The organism is Tetragenococcus muriaticus DSM 15685 (assembly GCF_000423785.1).
GTDB classification, from domain to species: domain Bacteria; phylum Bacillota; class Bacilli; order Lactobacillales; family Enterococcaceae; genus Tetragenococcus; species Tetragenococcus muriaticus.
Map to the genome: position 1 here is coordinate 1 of NZ_AUIQ01000019.1, position 23341 is coordinate 23341.

The following is a 23341-nucleotide window of genomic DNA, read 5'->3' on the forward strand; positions in this document are numbered from 1 at the left end:
CATTTGCCCGAATATCAAGCCTTTTATCGTAAAAAGTATCAAGAAACACCGAAACATCAACACAAAAGAGCCCTCGTTTTAACTGCAAGAAAATTTGTGCGCTTGGTGGATACGCTACTACGGAACCACCAACTCTATACGCCACCTAGGAGCGTGATAGAAAAATAACAAAAAAGTTATTTGCGCATTGCTAGGGAAACAGCCTATGAAAACGCTTGATTTGCATAGGCCTAGTTCAGTGCGCCTATTTTTTAGTGGTAGAGTAACAATAAATTCATTTTTTATCTTGACTCTTTACCACTATGCTTAATTATTTACTTTTTTAAAAATTCAAACCTTATTAAATTCACCCTCCAGTCTAATTGATTAAAATGTAAGCCACGTTGTGCTGACTCCAATTCCCCTCTTTGATTATCAATCGGGTCGCCCCTTAGTTGTTTTTTAGGTATGGAAAAATCAGTCTGTATATCGTCATTTGCCGGCAAGCGAAAGACATCGAGATTCCCAAAATAGTATTTCCAGCGATCGAGGTTATTCCCTCGGTAAGCACTGCCGCCAAATGAAGCATCAGCGTATACCCAACCAATTGTTGGTAGATAAAATTTCGCCCAGTCATGCGGACCTTGGGTATACTCGGAAATATATAAACCGGATTCCCATTTTGCAGGGATACCAGACATACGACATAATGTAATGAACAAAATGGCTTGTACACCACAATCTCCCTTTTGATTAATAGCACAATATTCGCTAATGTTTGGTATAGTAAAATACTCCCTCATGTAAGAATAATTGACTTTTGTTGTAACAAATTCATAAATTTGATAAGCTTTTTCAATTAAATTCATTTCCTCACTAGTGATTTCTGCTAAAAGTTTATACAAAAAGGTCGTAAATAAAATGTGAGGACTTTTTTCACTCAGCTCATTTCGAAATATTTGTTTTTCTTCATTAGAGAGCTGTTTAGCAAAATCTTTTTGTGTTTCCATGACCTTAAAAAGATCATGGTAAGTGGCTGTAATTTCATATTCATGTTCTACTTCGAAGGTTAAGTCCTTTTTATCGTCGGATTGAAAAGCAATAGTGCGCTGGCGTGCTGTTGTATCAGCAATATCCAAAACTTCTCCTTTAGTTGCAAGCACCTTTTGTCGCTCTGTATTACCATTGCTGCGAGGTAAGGGTAAATGAGAAAGAAAAGGGCCTTCTTGGTTAGTCATCTCTACTTTCGGAGTAATCGTTTGTTTTAAGGTAATTTTTGCCTTGCGACTACCTAGGTGTTTCATTACCCTCACATTGTCATCCAGTTCTGTTTGTCTTTCATTGTCAATATTGTTTTCTTCTTCGTAACGGTAGCGGAGATAATAATCCTTCCGTGTTTTAACTAAATTTTCAATAAAGCGTCGATGAACATACATTTGTCCTTTTTTGTAGATCCATTCAACATTGTTGGTACGAACGAGCTCTTCGATTTCACGAGGTTTTACCTCGGTAAAGCTATCTTCCAACATTTGTTGAGCTTTAAGTTTATCAAAAGGAAATTGGTCTTTCTTTAATGCAGATAAAACAGCCAGTTCTCCTTCTAAGCGTTTTTTTAATGTTTGGCTCGTTTTAGGAAAAGTCAATTTTTCGTGAATGAGCTCTTCGGCAAAGATAAGATCTCCGTTTTTTTTAGCACGTGTTATATCTTCTGGTAAAGGTACAGATAGATAGCTGATATCGTTTAATTCATAAGACTTCAAGTAGTATTCCTCTTTTCTTTGAGTGTTATGTTTCAATATTATAGCAAGGTTTAAATATAATTTCCAGAAAATTCTATCATTTTTTATACAGCGATTTAAATATGAATCTAATGGGATAAGCACAATAGTTTGAACACAAAAAATTTCCAACCAAGATTCCGAAAAAATCGGAATCTTGGTTGGAAATTTACTATCTCAGCTTATGTTTAAAACGCTCGTTGCAATAATTGTTTTGTTAGACGGGTGATACCATCTTTGGCTTGGCATTCTGGTAACTGTGCAATTTTTTGCAATGCTCGTTCAGTATAGCTATGGGCAAACTCTTTGGCTTTTTTTACACCATCGTAGGTTACGACAAGTTTGGCAACCTGTTGTGCATCCTCTAATGAGAGATCTTTTTCTTTGTCCAAGTATGGAGCAAATACCTCTGGATGTTCTTGATTTGCTAAAATCAGCGGCAAAGTATAAACACCTTGAGCTAAATCTTCTAAAATAGGTTTTTGTAGAACATGTTGTTTCGCTGTGTAATCTAGAATATCATCATAGATTTGAAAGGCAAGACCGATATCACGCCCGATTTCTCCTGATAAAGATTCAATTTCTTCACTTGTTTTACCAAAATGGGCTCCTTGGATGCAAGCTAACCAAAATAACTCCGCAGTTTTCCCATTGATACTGCTTAAATAATCTTCAACTGTCTCTTGTCTGTTAAAACGACTATGCATTTGGTCTAGCTCCCCTAGCAACAGACGTTTCATTGAAGTGGCATTAATTTCTAAATAAGGGGAGCCGTTCATGGATTGTGTAAGTAGGTCAAAAAATTGGGTGAATAATAAATCCCCTGCATATACAGCGATATCTTTCCCATATCTGGATTGCACAGTAGTATTGCCTCGGCGCAAAGGGGAATCATCAATAATATCGTCGTGAATTAAGGTCGCCATATGTAAGATTTCAATGGAAGCGGCGATTTGAGTTAATTGTTTTTGGTTCTGCTTAGAGGATTCTCCTAATTCAGTAAAGAAAAGGAAATATGCTGGACGTAGATATTTGCCACCAGAATTGGCAAACTCGATGAGTGTTTCTTGAATTTCCTTATTGCGCACCTCCAATTGATCTTCAATTAATGAGCAAACGGCTTGGAGTTTGTTTTGGATCGTGGGATAATCGTTCCAGTAAGATAGCATTTGTACGTTCCTTTCAACGTTTAGTAATAACAGAACTATTCTAACTTATTATTAGACAAAAAGGCTACTTTTATGCTGTAAAAATAAGAAAGGATAAAAAAATGTCAGTAGCTGTATTTTTAGAGTTGGTAGAGATGAAGGCAAAAACAGCGAGTGTTTTGCCCTTTTTGATTGGACTTTGTTATAGTTGGTATCATTATGGCACAATTCATATTGGTTATGTAGTTATTTATTTTGTGGCGATGTTTATTTTTAATATGGCGGTAGATATCTTAGATAATTATAATGATTACCATAATGCTAAAGAAGGTCACGACTATAGGGAAAAAACCAATATTATTGGTCGTGAAAATATTTCCTTACGTCTAATTTTTGGGCTAATGGTCACAATGATTGTTATCTCTGCTTTTATCGGTATTGCCTTAGCTTTTATCGTTGGATGGCCTCTTTTATGGATGGGGCTATTTTGTTATTTAGTAGGAATATTTTACTCCTCAGGACCGCGACCTTTATCAAGTTTACCTGTGGGTGAATTTTTTTCAGGAATCACTATGGGCTTTATGATTTCATTAATTTGTGTATATATCAATACATTTGAAGCGTTTCAGTGGAATTTTTCGGACATTTTCGGTATTGTAGTTATTGCGCTGCCAAATACAATGTGGATTGCTAACTTGATGTTAGCTAATAATACTTGTGATAAAGAAGAAGACGAAAAAAATGAGCGTTATACGTTAGTTCATTACATAGGAAAAACAAATGCGTTGCGCTTATTTGTGGGGATGAATGGTATTGCTCTAGTGGCAATTCTGGCTTCATTTCTTTTAGGCTTGGCCCCTTGGACAGTGTTATTATCTTTTTTGGCACTTCCATTTATTTATGGACAGGTGAAACTTTTTTTACAAAAACAAGTTAAAAGTCAAACATTCCCTTGCGCAGTTAAGATTCTAGCTGTAGGATCAATAGTACAAGTAATTACCTATGCTTTGGGGATAGGTATGATATAAAAATAGTAGAAAGAAAAGGAGATATCATGAAGGAAGTCGCGATTTTAGGAGCAGGTTATGCAGGTTTAAGAACTTTAAGGGAGTTACAAAAGCAAGATAATTTGCATATCACTTTAGTGGATCGCAATGACTATCACTATGAAGCAACAGATTTACATGAAGTTGCTGCAGGAAATCAACCTAAAGAAAAGATCATTTATCCGATTGACGATGTGGTAGATGAAAAAATTACGACATTTATTCAAGACGAGGTTGTAACTATCAATTCGGAGCAACAAACGGTTGAGTTGAAAGAAAATGAACTTTTGCACTATGATTATTTGGTCGTTGCTTTAGGATTTGAAACAGAAACGTTTGGCATCCCTGGTGCTGAAGAGAATGCTTTGGAAATGGTTAACGTAAAAACAGCGGAAAAAGTTTATGAACATATCCAAGCAATGATGAAAAAATATAAAGAAACAAAAGACAAAAAATATTTGCGCTTAGTTGTCTGTGGTGCTGGTTTTACTGGTATCGAATTGGTAGGAGCTTTGCATGATGGTCTTGATCGCTATGCAAAAATGGCGGACGTAGATCCGTCAGAAATCGAAATTTATTGTATTGAAGCAATGTCCAGCATTCTTCCGCAATTTGATGATAATTTGACACAATATTGTTTAGATCACTTAAATGAATGGGACATTCACTTACTAACGTCAAGCCCGATTAAAGAAATTAAGCCAGAGCGGGTGATTTACAGTAATGAAGAGACAGATAAAGAATTAGAAGCAGCAACCATTATTTGGACTACAGGAGTAAGCGGAAGCCATGTCATTGGCGAATCTGGTTTTAATGAAAAAAGAGGCCGCGTGATGGTTAATGATGATTTAACTTCTCCAAATTATAATAATATTTATATTATAGGCGATGTGTCTGCTGTGATGGATAAAGAAGGAAATCGCCCTTATCCAACGACTGGACAAATTTCTTTACAAATGGGAGAACATGCAGCTAAAAATATTGCACATCAAACAAAAGGGGAAGCTACTGAAACCTTTACGTTTAACTCTTTAGGATCAGTAGCTTCCATTGGAAATACTCACGCTTTTGGCTATGTTGGAAGTACAGGAGTTAAAGGATACCCAGCTTCGTTTATGAAAAAAATGATTATGAACCGTTCCTTGTTAAAAACAGGGGGACTAAAAGAAGTTATGGCTAAAGGTCGTTTTGACCTATACCATTAAAAGATAGAAAAAATAAGCAAGATTGTTAAAATCAATCTTGCTTATTTTTTTATTGTTCTATTTTAGAAATAAGTTGTTGATAATCAATGCTCGTTTGTTTGGTAAAAAGCTGGTAGGAAAGTTTTTCTTTTAGGTCATCATAGATAATTACCATTACTTCATCTTTGGGTTCAAATGCCCCAATCGTAAATACAGTATATCGGTCATTGACGACTTCGACGTCTTGTATAGTTTTAGCAAAAACTTTTCTAATGCGAGAAACTTTTTTAAGAAACATTTCAGCTTTTTCATTCGACGTCTTTAAGGTATACCCTTCTGTTAAAAATCGTTGCAATAATTCCACTTTAATAACGGTCAATAAACGATAACTGCGAGGGGCGGAAGGTTCTTTTTTAGTAACTGAGGTAATTATCCCCTTTTTTTCCCAATAGCGGAGTTGTCTAGCAGAGGTTCCACTCATTTTACTTAGCTCGCTAATACCGACTAACAAATCATCGCTGAGTAGTAAATCCTTTAAGGAAGTTGTCATAACAGTCCCTTTCTTTTTAATCTTGTTACCTGAATTATAAATTACTTTCCATAGATGTCAACCCAGTTGACAAACATCGAAAAAAAAGATTAAAGTAGTTAAGTTGAAAATAGAAAGGAAGAGAACGATGGAAAATAAACAACCAGTTGATATCTATGGAAAACCATACAATCGTGCGATGATCGTAGCGATTTTAATGGTGGGAAGTTTTTGTACGGTGTTAAATCAAACATTGTTAAATACTGCTTTTCCAACTTTAATGCGTACGTTTAATATTTCAGCTTCTGACGTACAGTGGCTAACCACTGGCTTTTTGTTGGTCAATGGTATTATGATTCCTATCACTGCTTGGATGATTAATAAATTTAGTTCTAAAAAATTGTATCTATTTGCGATGTTTGTTTTTTTGATTGGTACAATCACTTGTTTTATAGCCCCTATTTTTCCGGTACTTTTAATAGGTCGTCTTGTGCAAGCGGCTGGAGTTGGTATTTCTATGCCATTACTCCAAAATATCATGTATACAATCTATCCTCCGGAACGTCGTGGAGCTGCTATGGGAATGGTGGGGATTGTGATTGCCTTAGCTCCAGCTTTGGGCCCTACATTATCTGGTTGGGTGATTGATCATTACTCTTGGCGTCAATTGTTTGGTATCGTGATCCCAATTGTGGTTTTAGTACTTATCTTGTCCTTTTTCTTAATGCGGAGTGTCATTCCATTATCTAATCCTAAAATTGATTTTTCCTCGGTAGTTTTATCTACTATAGGTTTTGGATCTTTGCTATATGGTTTTTCTAGTGTTGGAAATCAGGGCTGGGGAAGTTTTGAAGTTATTGGTTTTATGTTAATGGGAGCTATTGGTTTAGCCTTTTTTGTTTGGCGTCAACTACATATAAAAAATCCACTATTGGAACTACGTGTATTTAAATCATCGACATTTACTTTAGCTGCTATTTTGTCTGGAGTAACGAATATGGCGATGATTGGTGTTTCAATGGTTGTACCAATGTATATTCAAAATATTCGTGGGGAATCAGCTTTTCATTCTGGCTTAATACTGCTGCCAGGGGCTCTTGTTATCGGTATTATGAACCCAATTACAGGTTCTATTTTCGATAAATATGGGGCTAAACGTTTGGCTCCTATTGGAATGTTTATTCTAACTTGTGGTACGATTCCTTTTGCTTTTCTAACAGAAAACACTTCCCTTGCTTACATTGTTATTTTATATGTTGTGCGTATGTTTGGCATTTCAATGGTGATGATGCCTGTTACAACCTCGGGGATGAACGCGTTGCCGCCTAAATTGATTAGTCATGGCACAGCAGTTAATAACACATTTCGGCAAGTTGCTAGTTCTATTGGAACGGCAATCTTAGTGAGTGTTTTGACGAATGTAACCAATAGTAACTTACCAGAAGAAAGTACGTTACAAAAAACACCTTTGGCTTATGCCCAACAAACTTTAAAAGCTACTTTATCCGGTTATCAATCAGCCTTTTGGGTGGCTATACTATTTTGTGTTGTTGGTTTTGGGTTAACCTTTTTTATTAAAGGAAGATCGAAGAGTAAGGAGGTCCATGTATGATTTTTATCATTCTTATTGTAAGTGCAGTAGCCATGGCCTTTTTATTTGTGTTGTCACAAAAAAAGTGGCAAGAAACTCTTTCTTTTGTATTCGCTGCTTTTTTCCTTTTAAGTATTGGATTGATCGTGGCTAATTTCAATCAACATTTTGGAATGGAACAAGTTGTTCATAGTCAAACAGTAGATTTAGTCTCCTCAGTGGAACAACAAGATACTGAGGCATTGTTATATAAACCTTTAGGCAATGGAACTGAAAGAGTTTATCTGTATAAAACAGCAGCGATGGAAAAACCTCAATCAACAGGTGGTCAGCAAGTGAAAAATGATGTCAGTCAAGATGCTGAACAAGCACAGCTTACAACGAAAAGAACTGAATGGGTTTATAAGAATAACTTTTACCGGTTGTTATTTGGGTTTTCAGGAAATAACCATGAATTTATTGAGCAAGAAAATCAGTTCAATTTACCTTCAAACTGGCAATTATTAAGTACAGAAAATTAAAAAATGGCTATAAAAGTAAAAATATCCGAACTATATTTGATGAGATTGGGTCATTGTTGCCTATTTGCGGTTTAGGATCGAGGACCAAAAAACAGTTTCTACTATAGTCCGGATAGGTTATTATTAAAAATCTTTTGTTCTAGCTTCTTAAATTCGTTGATTGTTTATTAGAGTAAGAAGGAACCTCTAAAAGCTAGTAGGGTAGTTTTTATTTCCAAAATGGTGGCGTATTATGTTATATTTGTTTTGGACGAAAGTTTAAAGCGCTTACGAAAGCTTCTTTCGTAACTTGAAAAAGCCTTTTAAAATACGCATGTTTGATAGCGGATATATTTTGGAACATTTCTTATTAAGTACTAAGGGGAGAAGTTAAGTTAAGCTGACAAGAAGTATGGTTTGAAAGGAGGTTCGTTGTACGGATTTGTGCATGAGTTGATTTTATTTCATTATGGATAAAGAATTAAGGAGGCTATTTAGTTGGCATATAAAACAATAAATCCATATACAAACGAAGTGGTAAAAGAGTATTCAAATACGACAGACCAAGAATTAGAAGAAGCTTTGCAAATTGGAAAAAACTTATATGAAAAATTCAAAACACAACCGGTTAAAGAGCGAGGAAAAATTTTGCACGACGTTGCTGCTAAAATCCGAGAACAAGCGGACGAATTAGCACGTGCTTGTACCATTGATATGGGAAAATTATTTACTGAAGCCCAAGGCGAAGTGGAGTTATGCGCCATTATTGCTGATTGGTTTGCTGATCATAGTGAAGAAATGTTAAAACCAGAGCCAGTAGAAACTAGTGCACATGGCACAGCAGAGATACAACATCATGCTACAGGGGTTTTAATGATGGTTGAACCGTGGAATTTCCCCTATTATCAAATTATGCGGGTATTTGCTCCAAACTTTATGGTAGGTAATCCGATGATTTTGAAGCATGCTTCCAATACACCAACTTCGGCTCAAGTGATGGCTGACGTTATTCTTGAAGCAGGGGCGCCTAAGGGAGCACTGACGAACTTATTTATGACCTACGATCAAGTGACCGCGGCTATTGAAGACTCACGTGTGCAAGGGGCTGCTTTGACAGGTTCTGAACGTGGTGGAGAAGCTGTAGCTAGTGCGGCTGGTAAAAATTTGAAAAAAACCACAATGGAATTAGGAGGTATGGATCCATTTATTGTGCTAGATGACGCGAATATGGATGATGTTTCAAATATTGCTTGGCGTTCACGTTTATACAACGCAGGGCAAGAATGTACCTCCTCGAAACGTTTTATTGTGATGGAAAATGTGTACGATGAGTTTGTAGAACAATTGAAAGAAAGTTTTAGTAAAGTCAAACCAGGAGATCCATTGGATCCGAAAACGACACTAGCTCCAATGAATACTAAAAAGGCAAAAGAAGATTTGCAAGAACAAGTGGATGAAGCAATCAATGCAGGGGCTAAAGTTGTTTATGGAAATGAACCGATCGATTTGCCTGGGCAATTCTTTATGCCGACAATTTTAACGAATGTTGATCGAGATAATCCGGCTCATACGACGGAAATGTTTGGACCGGTGGCCGTTGTCTATAAAGTTTCAACCGAAGAAGAAGCCATCGAGCTAGCAAATGATTCTTCATACGGATTAGGTGGTATCGTATTTGCTGGAGATAGTGAACACGGTGCTGAAGTTGCTTCTCAAATTGAAACAGGTATGGTTTTTGTGAATGACTTTAGATATTCCTTGCCTGAGTTGCCGTTTGGCGGTGTAAAACGCTCTGGTTATGGCAGAGAAATGAGCCGTTTAGGACAAATGGCTTTTGTAAACGAAAAACTGATTGTCAAAGCGGATAGGCCAGATATGAATAACCTTGCTGGAGGATTAATCGCCACAGACCCTGAATAATTGTGCTTTTGTTCGCTGTTATCGATGAAATATCGATAACAGCGATTTTTATCGTTTTAAGTAAAACCCGTACGTTTTTTTATTCTTTTCAATTTTTTCATTTTTTTACTTGAAAATTTATGTAAATTTAGATAACCTATCTGGAAGAATAAAAAAACAATGAATGAGAGAGGGTAAAAAATGTCACGCTACCAGCGTAAAGTACTATTGTCAACTGCTTCAGGCATCGCACTAGAGAACATGGATATTATGTTTTTGTCTTTTTCTTTATCTTCAATTATCGCAACTTTTGGTCTTAGTGGCACACAAGCTGGTTTGATTGCTACGGTGACCAATTTAGGGATGTTAATTGGAGGTATTTTTTTTGGAATTATAGCAGATAAATATGGGCGGGTTAAAGTATTTTCACAAACAGTGCTCCTATTCTCTTTAGCTTCTTTGTTGATGTTTTTTGCTTCTAATATTTATTTGGTTTATATTTTCCGCTTTCTTGCTGGAATTGGCGCTGGCGGAGAATATGGCGCTTGTATGTCGTTAATTTCAGAGTCTTTTTCAAAAAAACAATTGGGAAGGGCCTCTTCTATTGCCGGAATTGGTGCCCAAGTGGGAGCTATGTTGGCAGCAGTATTGGCTTCTTTGGTTATACCAGTGTTAGGTTGGCGGATGCTTTATGTTATTGGTGTCTTGCCTGTACTAATGGTTTTGTTTATACGTCGTGGTTTAAAAGAGCCAGAAGCGTTTGCTAAAAGACAAGATACTGAGAAAAAGACACGGTTAACTGATTTATTTGCTGGGAGCAAAATGAGCTGGCAGACAACGGGATTGACGTTAATGGTCACTGTACAGATCGCTGGTTACTTTGGCTTGATGAACTGGTTACCTTCAATTATGCAAGAGCGACTTGGGCTGTCCGTTGCAGATTCTTCTTTATGGATGGTTAGCACAATTTTGGGGATGTGTTTCGGCATGTTGACTTTCGGATCCATTATGGACAAATTAGGGCCCCGGACGTCTTTTTCAATTTTTCTTATCTTTTCTTCATTAGCAGTCTACTTGTTAGTATTGGCTGTAGATCAAGTGACTTTAATTCTAGCAGCGGTTGTCGTTGGCTATTTTATTAATGGGATGTACGGTGGTTATGGTGCAGTAATTAGTTCATTATACCCTATACAAATTCGGGCAACAGCTAATAATTTTATTATGAATGCTGGGCGTGCAATTGGTGGTTTTTCTTCGATTGTTATTGGGTTTTTGATGGATCATTATAATTTAAATGCAGTAATTCTGTTTTTGAGCAGCATTTATCTTATTAGTTTAGCCGTGTTGTTAACTCTTCCAGGAGTTAAAGCACTAAAGATATCAACGTCTCCTCTTCATGAAACTTATGGCAAAAGTCATAAAGCCTGATGCTTAAAATAAAAATCAGTACCGTCCCTAAAATCTTCGCAAAACTTTTGGAAGTTATGAGACGGTACTGATTTTTTTGGATTAAACGTAATCTTTGGTCAAGGACATGAACTCGTTCACATCTTCTAATACTTTATTGATACCAGCTTGCCAAAAATCAGGTTGTGTCAAATCGACTCCCAAATGTTTTTTGGCCAGCTCTTCGGTTGTCATTGCTGCTGTATCTCGTAGTAAGGCGATATAATCCTCTTCAAAATTTGTTTTTTGTTCATTAGCAAAAGCATAAATTCCTGTACTAAAAAGATAGCCAAAAGTGTACGGGAAATTATAAAACGGGACATCATCAATAAAAAAGTGTAATTTTGCTGCCCAAAAATGAGGATGATAATTAGCTAAGCTATCTAAATAGCTTTCTTTTTGAGCGTTCACCATCATTTCAGAAATTTGCTCTGTGGAGACTAACCCTTTTTGCCGTGCTTGATAAAAATGATTCTCAAAAATATAGCGCGTGTGGATATTCATAAACATCGCGATGGCATTTTGCAACTTGACATCCAATAAATTAATTTTTTCTTCCTTTGTCTGTGCTTTTTTTAAGGTTGCGTCTGCGACGATTAACTCGGCAAATGTACTAGCTGTTTCAGCAACGTTCATGGCATATTCCTGATTTAGAACGGGCAAGTCCCACATGACACTACTATGAAAAGCATGCCCCAATTCGTGAGCTATAGTGGCCACTTCGTTCATTGAATGACTATAAGTCATAAAAATGCGAGATTCTTGTGATTCAGGAAAGCTCGTGCAGTAGCCACCTGGACGTTTACCTGGACGGTCTTCAGCTTCAATCCAGGAGTTTTCAAAAGCACTTTGGGCAAAAGTGGCCATCTTAGGACTGAATTCCCGAAAATTTTTGATAATAAAAGCTGCAGCTTCATCAAACGTATAGGTCTCTTCGTGCATATTTCCTAAAAGAACCGGCGCTTCTTGATCCTGCCACTTCATTTTATCATTACCCAATAATTGTGCCTTGCGAGTTAAATAATCAACAAATGGCTGTTTGTTTTTTTGAATCGTAGACCACATTGTATCCAACGTTTCTTGTTTTAAACGATTGTTTTCCAGCGGTTCTTGTAAGTAATTTTCAATGCCGTGTAATTTCTGGGTAGATAAGCGAAAACCGTCCAGATGGTTTAAAGTATCACTGAATAAATCGGCTTTTTGACTCCAAGCTTGTTCCCACTTTTCAAAAATTTCAGCACGAACGTCAGCATCAGGATGACTATTCATTTTATTAAAGGCTTGACCAGCAGAAAGTTCAACTTTTGAACCGTCCTTTTCGGTAAAAGGAATAATAATACTTGCAACAATGGTATCGTAATGTTGACTCCAGGCCTTTAACCCGTCTAAAGAAAGAGTATGGAAAATATTCTCTTGGGTATCAGATAATAATTTATTACCATCACGACGTATTTCCTCTAAGCGAAAAGCTATAGATTTTAATTTAGAATCTGTTAACCATTGTTTCCAATCATTCGTTTCGATAGCTGCCAATTTTTTAGAAAAAATAGTCATAGCTAATTGATATTTAGGTATTTTTTTCGATAGTTCACCGGATAACAGTTTTGCTTTAGTGTCACTAACGTCGGCAGATAGCAGCGCTTCGATGAAACTTCCACATTCTTCAAAACCGTTCGAGACTTTTGCATTCCAGTTTAAAATGGTCAAAAGATTAGTGGTGATTCTTTTTTCTGCTTCAAAAGATTGGACAGCTTGATGGAGTTCTGTTATTTGCTCGTCCAATGTCGCCATACGTTGTTGTAACTCTTTCGAATGGCTTCCTCCTGGAAAAATGGTGTTTAAATCCCATGTCAATGAATAATTCATACAATTCTCCTTTATCTTTTGTTTTATTAAATTAGTCAATAGTACAAAATATTTGAGATTAGTATAGCATAAAATTTTGCAAAAAAGTTTTTTAATTCCTCTTAAAATGCTATGATAAGGGATTGAGGTGGAGTAGATGCTAAAAAAAGCTAGAAAAAATGGAAACTTTTACTTTGTTTTTCCCTTAGTGATCATGGCGGTTTTATTTTATAGTTCAGCACAAACTTATGAAACACAATCACAGCTTAGTTTGTTGGAACGGTTGCTTTCAAATGAACCTTTTAAAGAAACTTTGGAGAATGTTTCTTTTCAGTATGCAGACGATGTAGTCAGCATCGAAGAAAAAGGTTATTTTTCTTTTGTGGAGTTTTTTATACGTAAGTTAGCACATTTTGGTAGTTATTTTTTGTTAGGAAGTGGCTTTTTCTTGAGTTTACTTCCTAAAATAAAAACCATAGGATTTGCAGCTTTTTTCAGTTGGCTTTCGGCTACTGGCTATGCAGGAATGGATGAATTTCATCAAATGTTAACCCAGGACCGTACGCCGTTATTTCAAGATGTCATGCTGGATTCTTTTGGTGCTTTAACGGCTATTTTGTTGTGTTGTTTAATTTTTAGTAGAACGAAGAGGCGAGCCTTGTAAAAATAAGGGGAAAGCAGTTATAATAGATAAGGGTGCAAAGGTTGGTTTGTAAATATTCAACCCATTCTTTACAAGGAGGAGATTTTTTTGTCAGGACATAGTAAGTGGAATAACATTCAAGGAAGAAAAAACGCACAAGATGCCAAAAAAGGCAAAATTTTTCAAAAATTATCTCGTGAAATATATATGGCAGCAAAAAGTGGCGGTGGAGATCCAGATACCAATCCGTCTTTGCGCATGGTGATGGATAAAGCAAAATCTGCCAATATGCCTAATGATAACGTAGATCGTGCGATAAAAAAGGCGACTAGCGGTTTGGAGGAAGCCAACTATGAGGAGGTAACCTATGAAGGTTACGGTCCCGGTGGTGTAGCTGTTTTAGTTGAAGCATTAACGGATAATCGGAATCGGACAGCTACGGATGTACGGGTGGCTTTTGATCGTAACGGGGGGCATCTAGGAGAGACTGGTTCGGTGAACTATATGTTTGATCGCAAAGGTTATATTGCTATTGAACGAGAAAATTTATCATTATCTGAAGATGATATGCTTGAAAAAGTTTTAGAAGCAGGGGGAGAAGATTTATTAACTTCGCCTGAGGTATTTGAAATTTATACTGCCCCGGAAGATTTTACTGAGGTTCGTGATTTTTTGGAAAACGAATTTACTTTGGCTCAAGCAGAATTAACGATGGTTCCACAGACAACGACCTTATTAGAAGGTAAGAAAAAAGAACAATTTCATCATCTATTAGAAAAATTAGAAGATGATGAAGATGTTTCAGAAGTCTATACTTCTATTGAAGCATAAAAAAACGAGAGGCGAGCCTCTCGTTTTTTTAATTCATGTCCTATTTTTTCAGATAGTCTTAGATGACCACTACAGGAGTTCCTACTTCGATATTATCAAATAGTTCTTCCATTTCACCTGGCGGCGTGTTGATACATCCATGGGACCCGCCTTCTTCCCAGCGGTCTCCTCCAAAGGTCGGTTGCCAGTCTGCGTCATGAATACCCACGCCTGTCCAATCGATCGGTAGCCAAAAGTCCACAGGAGATTCATAATCTTCTCCTGTTAGAGTAGCGTCTCTTTCTTTATCCCATACGTAAAATACACCAGTAGGCGTTTTTGTATCTGGTTTTCCAGAAACAATATCTGTATCTAAAGTAACTTCTCCGTCTTGATAATACCACATATGTTGATTTTTCAAGTCTACTTCAACGTATGTGTCGTCAACTAATGGTTCACTTGGCTCAGCACTGCCTTGAACAATTGGTGTACGTTCAAAATCTTCTCCTTTTAGCAGGTCTTCACTTAGGCCTTCTGTTTCTTGCTCAGTGTTAATGGTCCAACTTAAGGTTCCTGGATCGACGTCTACTTCATCTTGTTCTGTACTTTCAAATTGTGTTTCGTTTTCACTAGTATTATAATCTTCGCCTAACTTTTCTACATAACCTTGGACTTTATCCTGATCTAAAGTAACCTCATCATTTTCATAAACGACCCAATCCATAATTTCTTCTGTAGGGATTTCCACATCTTCTCCGTTAATTTTATAAGTTCCATTTGTTTGAGCGATCTCGTTTAATTGCTCAAGCTCATTTTGTAAGTCTTCGTCTTCTGAGGTTGTTTGGGGTTGTTTTGTATATCGCGTTAGCTCAAGCTCATTTTGTCCGTCCAATATATTTGCTTTGAAAGCTTCAGAGGCCTGCTTTGTATCTAATTCATCCCCTTGTTTTTCAGGCTCAATGGTAAATCCATCTTCATCTTGATCGATTTTAGCATCTTCTGTTTTTGTACGATCTTCATTTAGTGCAGCGATTTCTTGATCCAATTCTTCTGTCTGTTGGTTAAGTGTTTGTTCATCAAAAGCAGCTGTATTGAGTTCTAGATTTTGATTGGCACTTGATAAGAAAGCAAGTCCCCAGCGCCAATTATTTTGTTGACTGATCATCGATTCTAGCTCATCAGAAAAATCAGTATCTAAACCTAAATCAGCTTTTTTAAATGTTTTCCATTCTTCTCCATTTTGCTCAACAGTAAATTCCTGAGCGTCATAGCGGTCATGTAATAATTCGTTGGCTTGGTTCGCCGTTAAGTCACTTACTCTGGTGCCATTAATAAATGTGTCAGGCAAAAAATGGCTGGAATAGTGCATGCTGCGATAAGTATAGCCACCAATTACTGCGATAAGTACAACAACTAAACCAATCAGAATAAAGCGTACCGTCTTTTTCATTTTCGGACGTTTATCTAAACGTGACATCTAGTTTGTCAGCTCCTTAATTAAATAAATTCTTTTTCATACCATAGCATATTTATTACATAAAACGAACTAATTTACAATAAAACTAATAATTATTTAATACTTAAAAAAAAGAGGGCGGCTTCATTCAAAGCCGCTCTCCATATAATTGTTATTTAGAATATAGATAAAGAGTTATTGCTCGAATTGGGCAAAGGCTTTATCTAAGATATTTTGTAACTGCTCAGCAGAAGCTGCCATACGATCTTTTTCTCCATCAGATAGAGGAACTTCAATGACTTGCTTTACGCCTTCTGAATTGATAACCGCTGGAGAACCAATAAAGATATCGTTTAGTCCATATTCGCCATTCATTTGAACAGATAGAGGGAATACAGCATTTTCGTTATATAAGATAGCTCGAGTAATGCGTGCTAAAGCAGCAGCGACACCGTAGAATGTAGCTCCCTTTTTCTCGATGATGTTATAGGCAGAATCACGTACGCTAAAGAATAAATTAACCATCGCTTCTTCATCTATTTCTGGATTATTTTTTACCCATTCGTAAATTTGTAAACCGGCAACATTTGCATGAGACCATACAGGAAATTCAGAATCTCCGTGTTCCCCTAGGATGTAAGCATGAACGTTCCGTGCATCGACGTCGATGATTTCAGCTAAAGCTTGGCGGAAACGAGCTGAGTCAAGAGAAGTACCAGAACCGATAACTTTTTCTTTAGGGAAACCCGAAAATTTCCAAGTCGAATAGGTTAAAATATCTACTGGATTAGCAGCTACTAAAAAGATGCCGTTAAAGCCAGAATCGACGATTTGAGTCACGACGTCATGATTGATTTTTAGGTTTTTATTAACAAGGTCTAAACGAGTTTCTCCTTGCTTTTGTGGGGCGCCAGCTGTAATAACAACTAGATCAGCATCATGAGCGTCTTCATAAGATGCGGAATAGATTTTTTTAGGAGAGTTAAAAGCTAACGCATCTGAAAGGTCAATAGCATCTCCTTCTGTTCGATTTTTATCAATGTCAACAATCCCTATTTCTTGAGCGACGTTTTGTGTAACTAGAGCAAATGCGTAACTAGAACCTACAGCACCATCTCCGACAAGAATAACCTTTTGACGATCCTTTTTGCTTATTTGTGCATTCATAGGTGTATCATTCCTTCCAAATTTTTGTTGTAAACTTTTTTTTATCACACTTATATAGTAACATTTTACCACATTTATGTCATGTGATCACCTCAATAATATAACAGTTTTTCTAATCTGTATCAATGGGGAAGGGACGATTTTGTTGGAAAAATTTGTTGCATCTGTTTTAGTTAAAAAAATATCAAAGAAAATTGATTTTCAGCGGAAGAGTCTTATTTATGTTATAATGAACATTGATATCACTTCGAAACTGGACAATGAAATATTTGTCCAGCATTTTGTTGTTTTTTAAAATTTAAATGATGGAGTTTCAATAATGAAAATGATTGTCGGATTGGGAAATCCAGGAAAAAAATATGAAAAGACAAAACATAATGTCGGATTTATGACAGTGGATCGTTTGGCCAAAACATATGATGCGTCTTTAAAAAAAAGTTCGTTTGAAGCACAAATAGCAGATTTTTTTGTTAATGGAGAAAAAATATTTCTAGTGAAACCACAGACCTATATGAATGATTCAGGACGAGCTGTGGGACCTTTAATGACGTATTTTGGTATTGCAAAAGAAGAACTCGTCGTTATTTGCGATGATTTAGATCTGACGTTTGGAAAGATACGTTTGCGGCAAAAGGGAAGTGCAGGTGGACATAATGGGCTAAAAAGTATTATTTCTCATTTAGGCACAAATGATTTTTGCCGTTTGAAAATAGGGATTGGTCATCCACAAGCTCATACTTCTGTCATTTCTCATGTTTTACAGCCCTTTAATAAACAAGAACAATCCATTATGACAGATAGTATCGAGCAAGCAAAAGAAGCGATCGTGTATTTTATTGAAAGTAATAATTTTGTTCAAACGATGAATCGCTTCAATTAATTGAGCGTTAAATGGAAAAAAGGAGTAAATGGACTATGGATTTAATTGAATTAATTACTCAAACGCCTTTAATTCAAAAATGGCATCAATCAATCGAAGATAAAAAGCAGAGACAATTGATTACAGGATTGGCAAGTTCAGCAAAGACACTTGCTATTGCTAGTGCTTATCGGAAGTTTAAACAGCAAATCATTGTCGTTTCCCCTAACTTATATTATGCGAATCAATTGGCTGAGGATTTGATGCAAGTAACAGAGGATGTGTATACTTTTCCAGTCGATGAGGTTCTTTCAGCAGAAATGGCTTTTTCTTCGCCTGAAGCTAGGACGCAGCGTGTGCTTACTTTGGAGGCATTAGTATCCAATAAACCGGGAATTTACATTTTGCCGGCAGCGTCTTTACGTAAATATTTACCTACCCCCGAAGTTTGGGAAAATAAACGTTTTTATTGGCAGGTTGGAACAGAAATTGATTGGGAACAACTGGCCCAACAACTTGTCTTGATGGGTTACCAAAGAGAATCGATGATTGCAAAACCAGGAGAATTTAGTATACGAGGGAGTATTCTCGATATTTACCCACTCACTACCCCAAATCCAGTGCGTATCGAATTGTTTGATGTAGAAATCGATTCGATCCGCTATTTTGACGTGGAAACACAACGATCTTTAGAAAACTTAGAAGATATTACGATACTACCTACGACAGAGCTTATTTTTTCTCAACAAGAGTTGGAAAAAGGAAGCGATCGTTTACAAGAGCTATTGGATAAACGTTTATCTGTTGTTTCAGAACAATCCGATAAGGACTTTTTGTCTGATTATTTTGGTCAACTTATTGCTTCTTGGAAACAAGGGGTTCCTGGAGAAGTTGCGGCGGTTTATACGGATATTTTATACCCAGACCAAACGAATATTTTGGACTATTTTTCAGATAATACTTTGTTTTTTGTAGATGATTATGCTCGAATTTTAGAAACAAATCGACAAATTGAAGAAGAAGAGGGCCAATGGCATGCACAAAAGCTCGAAGAGTTACGTGTCTTTCCGGAACAAACATTTGGGAAAAAACTTCAACCCATTTTTCAACAATCAAAATTTGCGATGACGTTTTTTTCCTTATTCCAAAAAGGCATGGGAAATATTCGTTTTGAAACCATTCATAATTTTCAATATCGACCAATGCAACAGTTTTTTGGTCAGATGGACTTATTGAAGGTGGAAATGCAGCGCTGGAAGAAACAACAACAAACAGTTGTGTTTTTAGTTAGTGATAATCAACGTGCGCAAAAATTGGCTCAAGATTTCCGTGATTATGAGATTTACGCTGTTGAAACTAGCTTTGATAATTTACTTAGTCAACAAGCTCAAATTATACAAGGGAACTTACAAAGCGGGTTTGAACTGCCGCAAGACCAGTTAGTGGTAGTCACAGAAAAGGAAATTTTTCAAACAGTAAAGAAAAAACGGGCGAAAAAACAAACGCTATCGAATGCTGAACGCCTAAAAAGTTATAATGAGCTAAATCAAGGCGATTATGTAGTTCACGCTCATCACGGGATTGGGAAATATTTAGGGATTGAAACGTTAGAAGTTGATGGTGTTCATCAAGATTACATGACGGTTTTATATCAAAACGATGATAAATTATTCATCCCTGTTTCTCAATTAGACTTGATCCAAAAGTATGTCGCTTCAGAAGGTAAAGCGCCTAAAGTAAACAAACTAGGAGGCACTGCTTGGGCTAAAACAAAACAAAAAGTTTCTAATCAAATTGAAGATATTGCAGATGATTTGATTCAGTTATACGCTCAAAGAGAGTCAGAAAAAGGATATGCTTTTGCTCCTGACGATGCTTATCAAAAAGAATTTGAAAATGCATTTGCCTATACAGAAACAGATGATCAACTACGGAGTGCCGAAGAAATTAAACGAGATATGGAAAAAGAGAAATCAATGGAACGTTTATTAGTTGGAGATGTCGGTTTTGGCAAGACAGAAGTGGCTTTAAGAGCAGCGTTTAAGGCGATTAAAGAAAATAAGCAAGTAGCCATTTTAGTTCCGACGACAATCTTAGCTCAACAACATTATGAAACAATGATCGATCGTTTCGCTGATTTTCCTGTAAATGTAGGTATCCTAAGTCGCTTTAGAACAAAAAAACAACAAGAAGAAACTATCAAGCGTTTAAATACGGGACAAATTGATATTGTCGTAGGAACTCATCGTCTTTTGTCTAAAGATGTGCGTTTTAGCGATTTAGATTTGTTAGTTATTGACGAGGAACAACGTTTTGGTGTAAAACATAAAGAACGTTTGAAACAACTGCGTGCTCAAGTGGATGTGTTAACCTTAACGGCGACCCCTATTCCTCGGACGTTACATATGTCGATGTTAGGTGTGCGTGATCTTTCGGTAATTGAAACACCGCCAGAAAACCGTTATCCTATTCAAACTTATGTGATGGAAGCTAATCCTGGTGCAATTAGAGAAGCGGTACAACGAGAAATAGCACGTGGAGGACAAATATTTTATTTGTATAATCGAGTCGAAACCATTGAAAAGAAAGTAAATGAAATTCAAGAACTGGTGCCTGATGCTCGAATTGGTTACGCCCACGGTCAAATGACTGAAATTCAATTAGAAAATACGTTATTTGATTTTATAAATGGTCAGTATGATGTGTTGGTGACGACGACGATTATTGAAACAGGGGTAGATATCCCTAATGCAAATACGCTGTTTGTTGAAAACGCAGATTATATGGGCCTTGCTACTCTTTACCAGCTTAGAGGTCGTGTGGGGCGAACAAATCGAGTTGCTTTTGCTTATTTTATGTATGAACCTCAAAAGATATTAAACGAGGTGAGTGAAAAACGTTTGCAAGCCATTAAAGATTTTACTGAGTTAGGATCGGGCTTTAAAATTGCGATGCGTGATTTATCGATTCGTGGCGCAGGAAATCTGCTAGGCGCACAGCAACATGGTTTTATCAACTCTGTTGGTTTTGATATGTATACGCAAATGTTAGAAGAAGCAGTGACAAGAAAACAAGGGAAAAACTCGCAAATGCAAATGACAGCTTCTGAGATTGACCTTGCTATTGATGCTTACATTCCTGCTGATTATATCGCCGATGAAAGACAAAAAATAGAGATTTATAAAAGGGTGCGCGAATTGGACAGCACAGATCATCTAACGGAATTACAAGACGATCTATTAGATCGTTTTGGTGAATATCCTGACGAAGTGGCTCATTTGTTGACCATTGGTGAAATGAAGATGAATGCTGATCGCGCGCTTATTGAAAAAATTACGAAAGAAGAGCAGACATTATTCGTTCGTTTAAGTAAAGTTGGAACCAATAATTATTCAGTGGAACAACTTTTTTCCGCGCTTTCTGCTACTAAGTTAAAAGCCACTATGGGTGTGGAAAAAGAACAAATGCAAATTAAATTAACCATACCTAAGGATATGCAAGAAATGGTTTGGCTTCAAGAAATGCAAGGCTTTGTAAAAGCCTTGCGTGAAGAAAGGTATCAACACCAGTTGCAAACGCAAGGTTCATGAGAGTAGGAGGATATGCTTGTGGCTTTCAACCAAATGAAATCAATGATGAATGGGGCGTTGGTCTTAACCACTGCTTCTTTTATCGCAAAATTGTTAAGTGCTATTTATCGTGTGCCTTTACAAAATATTGTTGGTGATGAGGGCTTTTATGTTTATCAGCAGGTGTATCCTATTTATGGAATCGCAATAACAATTGCGTTAACAGGGTTTCCTCAGTTTCTATCAAAACTAGTAGCCGAACAAACAACACCTAAAAAAAAGCAATATATTTTAAACGAAAGTTATTCTTTGCTGTGTTGGTGTGCGCTAGGCTTATGGGCAACTATCTTTTTTTTCGCTAATGGTGTAGCTAGCCTAATGGGAGATGTGGAACTTTCCCCCGTTATACGTGTGGCCTCTTTTACTTTTTTACTGCTACCGGTTTTGTCTTTATATCGGGGCTTGTTTCAGGGAGAATTATTAATGATTCCCACAGCAGTTTCGCAAGTGGTTGAACAGCTCCTTCGAGTAGGAGTTATATTATTTGCGGCTGTTAGTTACGCTTCATTTTCCTTGACGGTCTATCAAACAGGAGCTTTTGCCATGGCTGGCGCTTTTATTGGTGGTTTGGCGGCATGGCTTATCTTATTATATTATGATCGAAAAATTCATGGTGTTCACTTACGTACGCATTTATTACTTCTGAGTGTCCCTAAAGAAAAACAGTTAGTAAGACGTTTCTTTGTTGAAGGTGGCTTGGTATCTGTTTATAGTGGATTATTGATTTTATTCCAATTGATCGATTCGTTTTTATTAATTAATTCATTAACGAATAGTGGGATAGCAGAACAAAGTGCCAAAGTAGCTAAAGGAGTCTATGATCGAGGGCAGCCGCTTGTACAATTGGGTTTAGTTGTTGCTACTGCTTTAAGTGCTAGCTTTTTGCCTGCGTTGACGAAATTAATCGTACAAAAGAATCAAGCGAAGTTTATTCATTCTGCAAAACTTTATTTGCGTTTTACTACAGCGATTGCTGGGGCGGCGGCTTGTGGTTTAGCCGTGCTCATTCCTTACTTGAATTTTTCCTTGTTTAAAGATTTTTCCGGAAATTGGACGTTAACGGCTTTTGTTTTTGCCGTAGGTTTAATGGCTGAAATCCAAGCTTATCAAAGTATTGCTCAAAGCCAAGGCGCTTTTTTTACAATATTAAAAGCAGCAGGAATAGGGCTTTTAGTAAAGTTGGTAGCTACTGGACTACTTACTTTTTATTTAGGAACTTTTGGAGCAAGTTTATCAACGCTTTTAGGTTTAGTTATGGTGTTGTTTTTTTTGGCTAAAGAAGAAAACAAAGAGATTAATGACTTTAAGAAAGAAAGACAATTTGGTTTTAAACTATTGGTCTGCCTTTTGCTAATGGTTAGCATTTTAATGATATTTTTTACTGGGGCGACCCTAATTTTTGGGGGGTTAGAAACACGCACAAGGGCTTTTGTTTTTAGCTTATTAGGCGTTTTACTAGGTGCTAGCGTGTTTACGAAAACAGCCATTATGCTTCACTTATTTACCATTCGCGAGTGGTTATTGTTACCTTGGGGAGTGAAGATATTACGTATTGGAGGAAAATCGAATGAGGATAGATAAATTTTTAAAAAATTCAAGATTAATCAAACGGCGGTCTGTAGCTAAAGAAGTAGCTGATAAAGGAAGAATTCAAATTAATGGAAAGTTGGCAAAATCTAGTAATACAGTGAAAACTGGAGACCTTGTTAAGGTTCAATTTGGGAATCATACAATTGAATTTAAAGTTAATGAACTACAAGAATCGACCAAAAAAGAAGACGCTGAAAAAATGTATGAAATTATCTCAGATGAAAGAAAAATTTAACTAATTT

The 23341-nt window shown here is 36.7% G+C and carries 18 protein-coding genes and 1 pseudogene; 13 read left to right on the plus strand and 6 right to left on the minus strand.

Features of this window, described 5'->3' with window-relative positions:
• Window positions 1-168: pseudogene (locus G577_RS11990) on the plus strand (IS110 family transposase); the annotation flags it as partial.
• A gap of 146 nt (window positions 169-314) precedes the next feature.
• Here G577_RS11990 and G577_RS0104620 read toward each other — a convergent pair.
• Together G577_RS0104620 and G577_RS0104625 are read right to left on the minus strand one after the other, a co-directional pair.
• Window positions 315-1739 (minus strand): transglutaminase-like domain-containing protein, encoded by a 1425-nt coding sequence (locus G577_RS0104620; RefSeq protein WP_028790184.1) that lies wholly within the window; start codon window positions 1737-1739, stop codon window positions 315-317.
• A 206-nt stretch (window positions 1740-1945) separates the two neighbouring features.
• Complete coding sequence (locus G577_RS0104625; RefSeq protein ID WP_028790185.1) at window positions 1946-2926, minus strand: polyprenyl synthetase family protein; 981 nt, start codon at window positions 2924-2926, stop codon at window positions 1946-1948.
• Between the two features lie 101 nt (window positions 2927-3027).
• Between G577_RS0104625 and G577_RS0104630 the strand changes: the two genes are divergently transcribed.
• Together G577_RS0104630 and G577_RS0104635 are read left to right on the plus strand one after the other, a co-directional pair.
• Complete coding sequence (locus G577_RS0104630) at window positions 3028-3933, plus strand: prenyltransferase (RefSeq protein WP_028790186.1); 906 nt, start codon at window positions 3028-3030, stop codon at window positions 3931-3933.
• Window positions 3934-3959: 26 nt separating this feature from the next.
• On the plus strand, window positions 3960-5156 hold the full coding sequence (locus tag G577_RS0104635) for an NAD(P)/FAD-dependent oxidoreductase (RefSeq protein WP_028790187.1): 1197 nt from the start codon (window positions 3960-3962) through the stop codon (window positions 5154-5156).
• 49 nt (window positions 5157-5205) lie between these two features.
• Here G577_RS0104635 and G577_RS0104640 read toward each other — a convergent pair whose 3' ends face one another.
• Window positions 5206-5685 carry a MerR family transcriptional regulator gene (locus G577_RS0104640; RefSeq protein WP_028790188.1) on the minus strand — a complete coding sequence of 160 codons (480 nt, stop codon included), beginning with the start codon at window positions 5683-5685 and terminating at the stop codon, window positions 5206-5208.
• Window positions 5686-5812: 127 nt separating this feature from the next.
• Here G577_RS0104640 and G577_RS0104645 point away from each other — a divergent pair, with 127 nt between their 5' ends.
• The 4 genes from G577_RS0104645 (at window position 5813) to G577_RS11040 (ending at window position 11082) form a co-directional block, all read left to right on the plus strand.
• A complete protein-coding gene (locus G577_RS0104645; RefSeq protein WP_028790189.1) occupies window positions 5813-7276 on the plus strand; it encodes an MDR family MFS transporter in 1464 nt (487 codons plus the stop codon).
• The gene (locus tag G577_RS11035; protein WP_051176639.1) at window positions 7273-7776 is read left to right on the plus strand and encodes a DUF4811 domain-containing protein; all 504 of its coding nucleotides are present in this window, start codon (window positions 7273-7275) and stop codon (window positions 7774-7776) included. Before G577_RS0104645 ends, G577_RS11035 begins: the two co-directional genes overlap by 4 nt.
• A gap of 477 nt (window positions 7777-8253) precedes the next feature.
• A complete protein-coding gene (locus G577_RS0104655) occupies window positions 8254-9675 on the plus strand; it encodes an NAD-dependent succinate-semialdehyde dehydrogenase (protein WP_028790190.1) in 1422 nt (473 codons plus the stop codon).
• A 180-nt stretch (window positions 9676-9855) separates the two neighbouring features.
• Window positions 9856-11082 carry an MFS transporter gene (locus tag G577_RS11040; protein ID WP_051176641.1) on the plus strand — a complete coding sequence of 409 codons (1227 nt, stop codon included), beginning with the start codon at window positions 9856-9858 and terminating at the stop codon, window positions 11080-11082.
• An 81-nt stretch (window positions 11083-11163) separates the two neighbouring features.
• On the opposite strand, the gene G577_RS0104665 is transcribed toward G577_RS11040, so the two are convergent.
• Entirely contained in the window at window positions 11164-12966 is a 1803-nt protein-coding gene (locus G577_RS0104665; RefSeq protein WP_038027620.1) for a M3 family oligoendopeptidase, read from the minus strand.
• A gap of 136 nt (window positions 12967-13102) precedes the next feature.
• Between G577_RS0104665 and G577_RS0104670 the strand changes: the two genes are divergently transcribed.
• A complete protein-coding gene (locus G577_RS0104670) occupies window positions 13103-13609 on the plus strand; it encodes a VanZ family protein (RefSeq protein ID WP_028790192.1) in 507 nt (168 codons plus the stop codon).
• An 87-nt stretch (window positions 13610-13696) separates the two neighbouring features.
• Window positions 13697-14419, plus strand: coding sequence for a YebC/PmpR family DNA-binding transcriptional regulator (locus tag G577_RS0104675; protein WP_028790193.1), 723 nt, complete (start codon window positions 13697-13699; stop codon window positions 14417-14419).
• A gap of 58 nt (window positions 14420-14477) precedes the next feature.
• Here the strand turns inward: G577_RS0104675 and G577_RS0104680 are convergent, their stop codons facing one another.
• Window positions 14478-15875: a L,D-transpeptidase family protein gene (locus G577_RS0104680; RefSeq protein WP_028790194.1), complete on the minus strand. Its 1398-nt coding sequence runs from the start codon at window positions 15873-15875 to the stop codon at window positions 14478-14480.
• A 174-nt stretch (window positions 15876-16049) separates the two neighbouring features.
• Window positions 16050-17021 (minus strand): L-lactate dehydrogenase, encoded by a 972-nt coding sequence (locus G577_RS0104685; RefSeq protein WP_028790195.1) that lies wholly within the window; start codon window positions 17019-17021, stop codon window positions 16050-16052.
• Between the two features lie 319 nt (window positions 17022-17340).
• On the opposite strand from G577_RS0104685, the gene pth reads away from it, so the two are divergent.
• The 4 genes from pth to G577_RS0104710 are packed head-to-tail and all read left to right on the plus strand — an operon-like array spanning window position 17341 to window position 23334.
• A complete protein-coding gene (gene pth, locus G577_RS0104695) occupies window positions 17341-17901 on the plus strand; it encodes an aminoacyl-tRNA hydrolase (RefSeq protein WP_028790196.1) in 561 nt (186 codons plus the stop codon).
• A gap of 35 nt (window positions 17902-17936) precedes the next feature.
• Window positions 17937-21470 carry a transcription-repair coupling factor gene (mfd, locus tag G577_RS0104700; protein ID WP_028790197.1) on the plus strand — a complete coding sequence of 1178 codons (3534 nt, stop codon included), beginning with the start codon at window positions 17937-17939 and terminating at the stop codon, window positions 21468-21470.
• 18 nt (window positions 21471-21488) lie between these two features.
• On the plus strand, window positions 21489-23090 hold the full coding sequence (locus G577_RS0104705) for a putative polysaccharide biosynthesis protein (RefSeq protein ID WP_028790198.1): 1602 nt from the start codon (window positions 21489-21491) through the stop codon (window positions 23088-23090).
• On the plus strand, window positions 23077-23334 hold the full coding sequence (locus G577_RS0104710) for an RNA-binding S4 domain-containing protein (RefSeq protein ID WP_028790199.1): 258 nt from the start codon (window positions 23077-23079) through the stop codon (window positions 23332-23334). Before G577_RS0104705 ends, G577_RS0104710 begins: the two co-directional genes overlap by 14 nt.
• Window positions 23335-23341: the final 7 nt, after the last annotated feature.

What these genes read in the sequence shown, in the direction of transcription:
- G577_RS0104625 (WP_028790185.1), bottom strand. Translation starts at nt 2,926, where the DNA reads ATGCTATCTTACTGGAACGATTATCCCACGATCCAAAACAAACTCCAA.
- G577_RS0104630 (WP_028790186.1), top strand. Translation starts at nt 3,028, where the DNA reads ATGTCAGTAGCTGTATTTTTAGAGTTGGTAGAGATGAAGGCAAAAACA.
- G577_RS0104635 (WP_028790187.1), top strand. Translation starts at nt 3,960, where the DNA reads ATGAAGGAAGTCGCGATTTTAGGAGCAGGTTATGCAGGTTTAAGAACT.
- G577_RS0104640 (WP_028790188.1), bottom strand. Translation starts at nt 5,685, where the DNA reads ATGACAACTTCCTTAAAGGATTTACTACTCAGCGATGATTTGTTAGTC.
- G577_RS0104645 (WP_028790189.1), top strand. Translation starts at nt 5,813, where the DNA reads ATGGAAAATAAACAACCAGTTGATATCTATGGAAAACCATACAATCGT.
- G577_RS11035 (WP_051176639.1), top strand. Translation starts at nt 7,273, where the DNA reads ATGATTTTTATCATTCTTATTGTAAGTGCAGTAGCCATGGCCTTTTTA.
- G577_RS11040 (WP_051176641.1), top strand. Translation starts at nt 9,856, where the DNA reads ATGTCACGCTACCAGCGTAAAGTACTATTGTCAACTGCTTCAGGCATC.
- G577_RS0104665 (WP_038027620.1), bottom strand. Translation starts at nt 12,966, where the DNA reads ATGAATTATTCATTGACATGGGATTTAAACACCATTTTTCCAGGAGGA.
- G577_RS0104670 (WP_028790192.1), top strand. Translation starts at nt 13,103, where the DNA reads ATGCTAAAAAAAGCTAGAAAAAATGGAAACTTTTACTTTGTTTTTCCC.
- G577_RS0104680 (WP_028790194.1), bottom strand. Translation starts at nt 15,875, where the DNA reads ATGTCACGTTTAGATAAACGTCCGAAAATGAAAAAGACGGTACGCTTT.
- G577_RS0104685 (WP_028790195.1), bottom strand. Translation starts at nt 17,021, where the DNA reads ATGAATGCACAAATAAGCAAAAAGGATCGTCAAAAGGTTATTCTTGTC.
- pth (WP_028790196.1), top strand. Translation starts at nt 17,341, where the DNA reads ATGAAAATGATTGTCGGATTGGGAAATCCAGGAAAAAAATATGAAAAG.
- mfd (WP_028790197.1), top strand. Translation starts at nt 17,937, where the DNA reads ATGGATTTAATTGAATTAATTACTCAAACGCCTTTAATTCAAAAATGG.
- G577_RS0104710 (WP_028790199.1), top strand. Translation starts at nt 23,077, where the DNA reads ATGAGGATAGATAAATTTTTAAAAAATTCAAGATTAATCAAACGGCGG.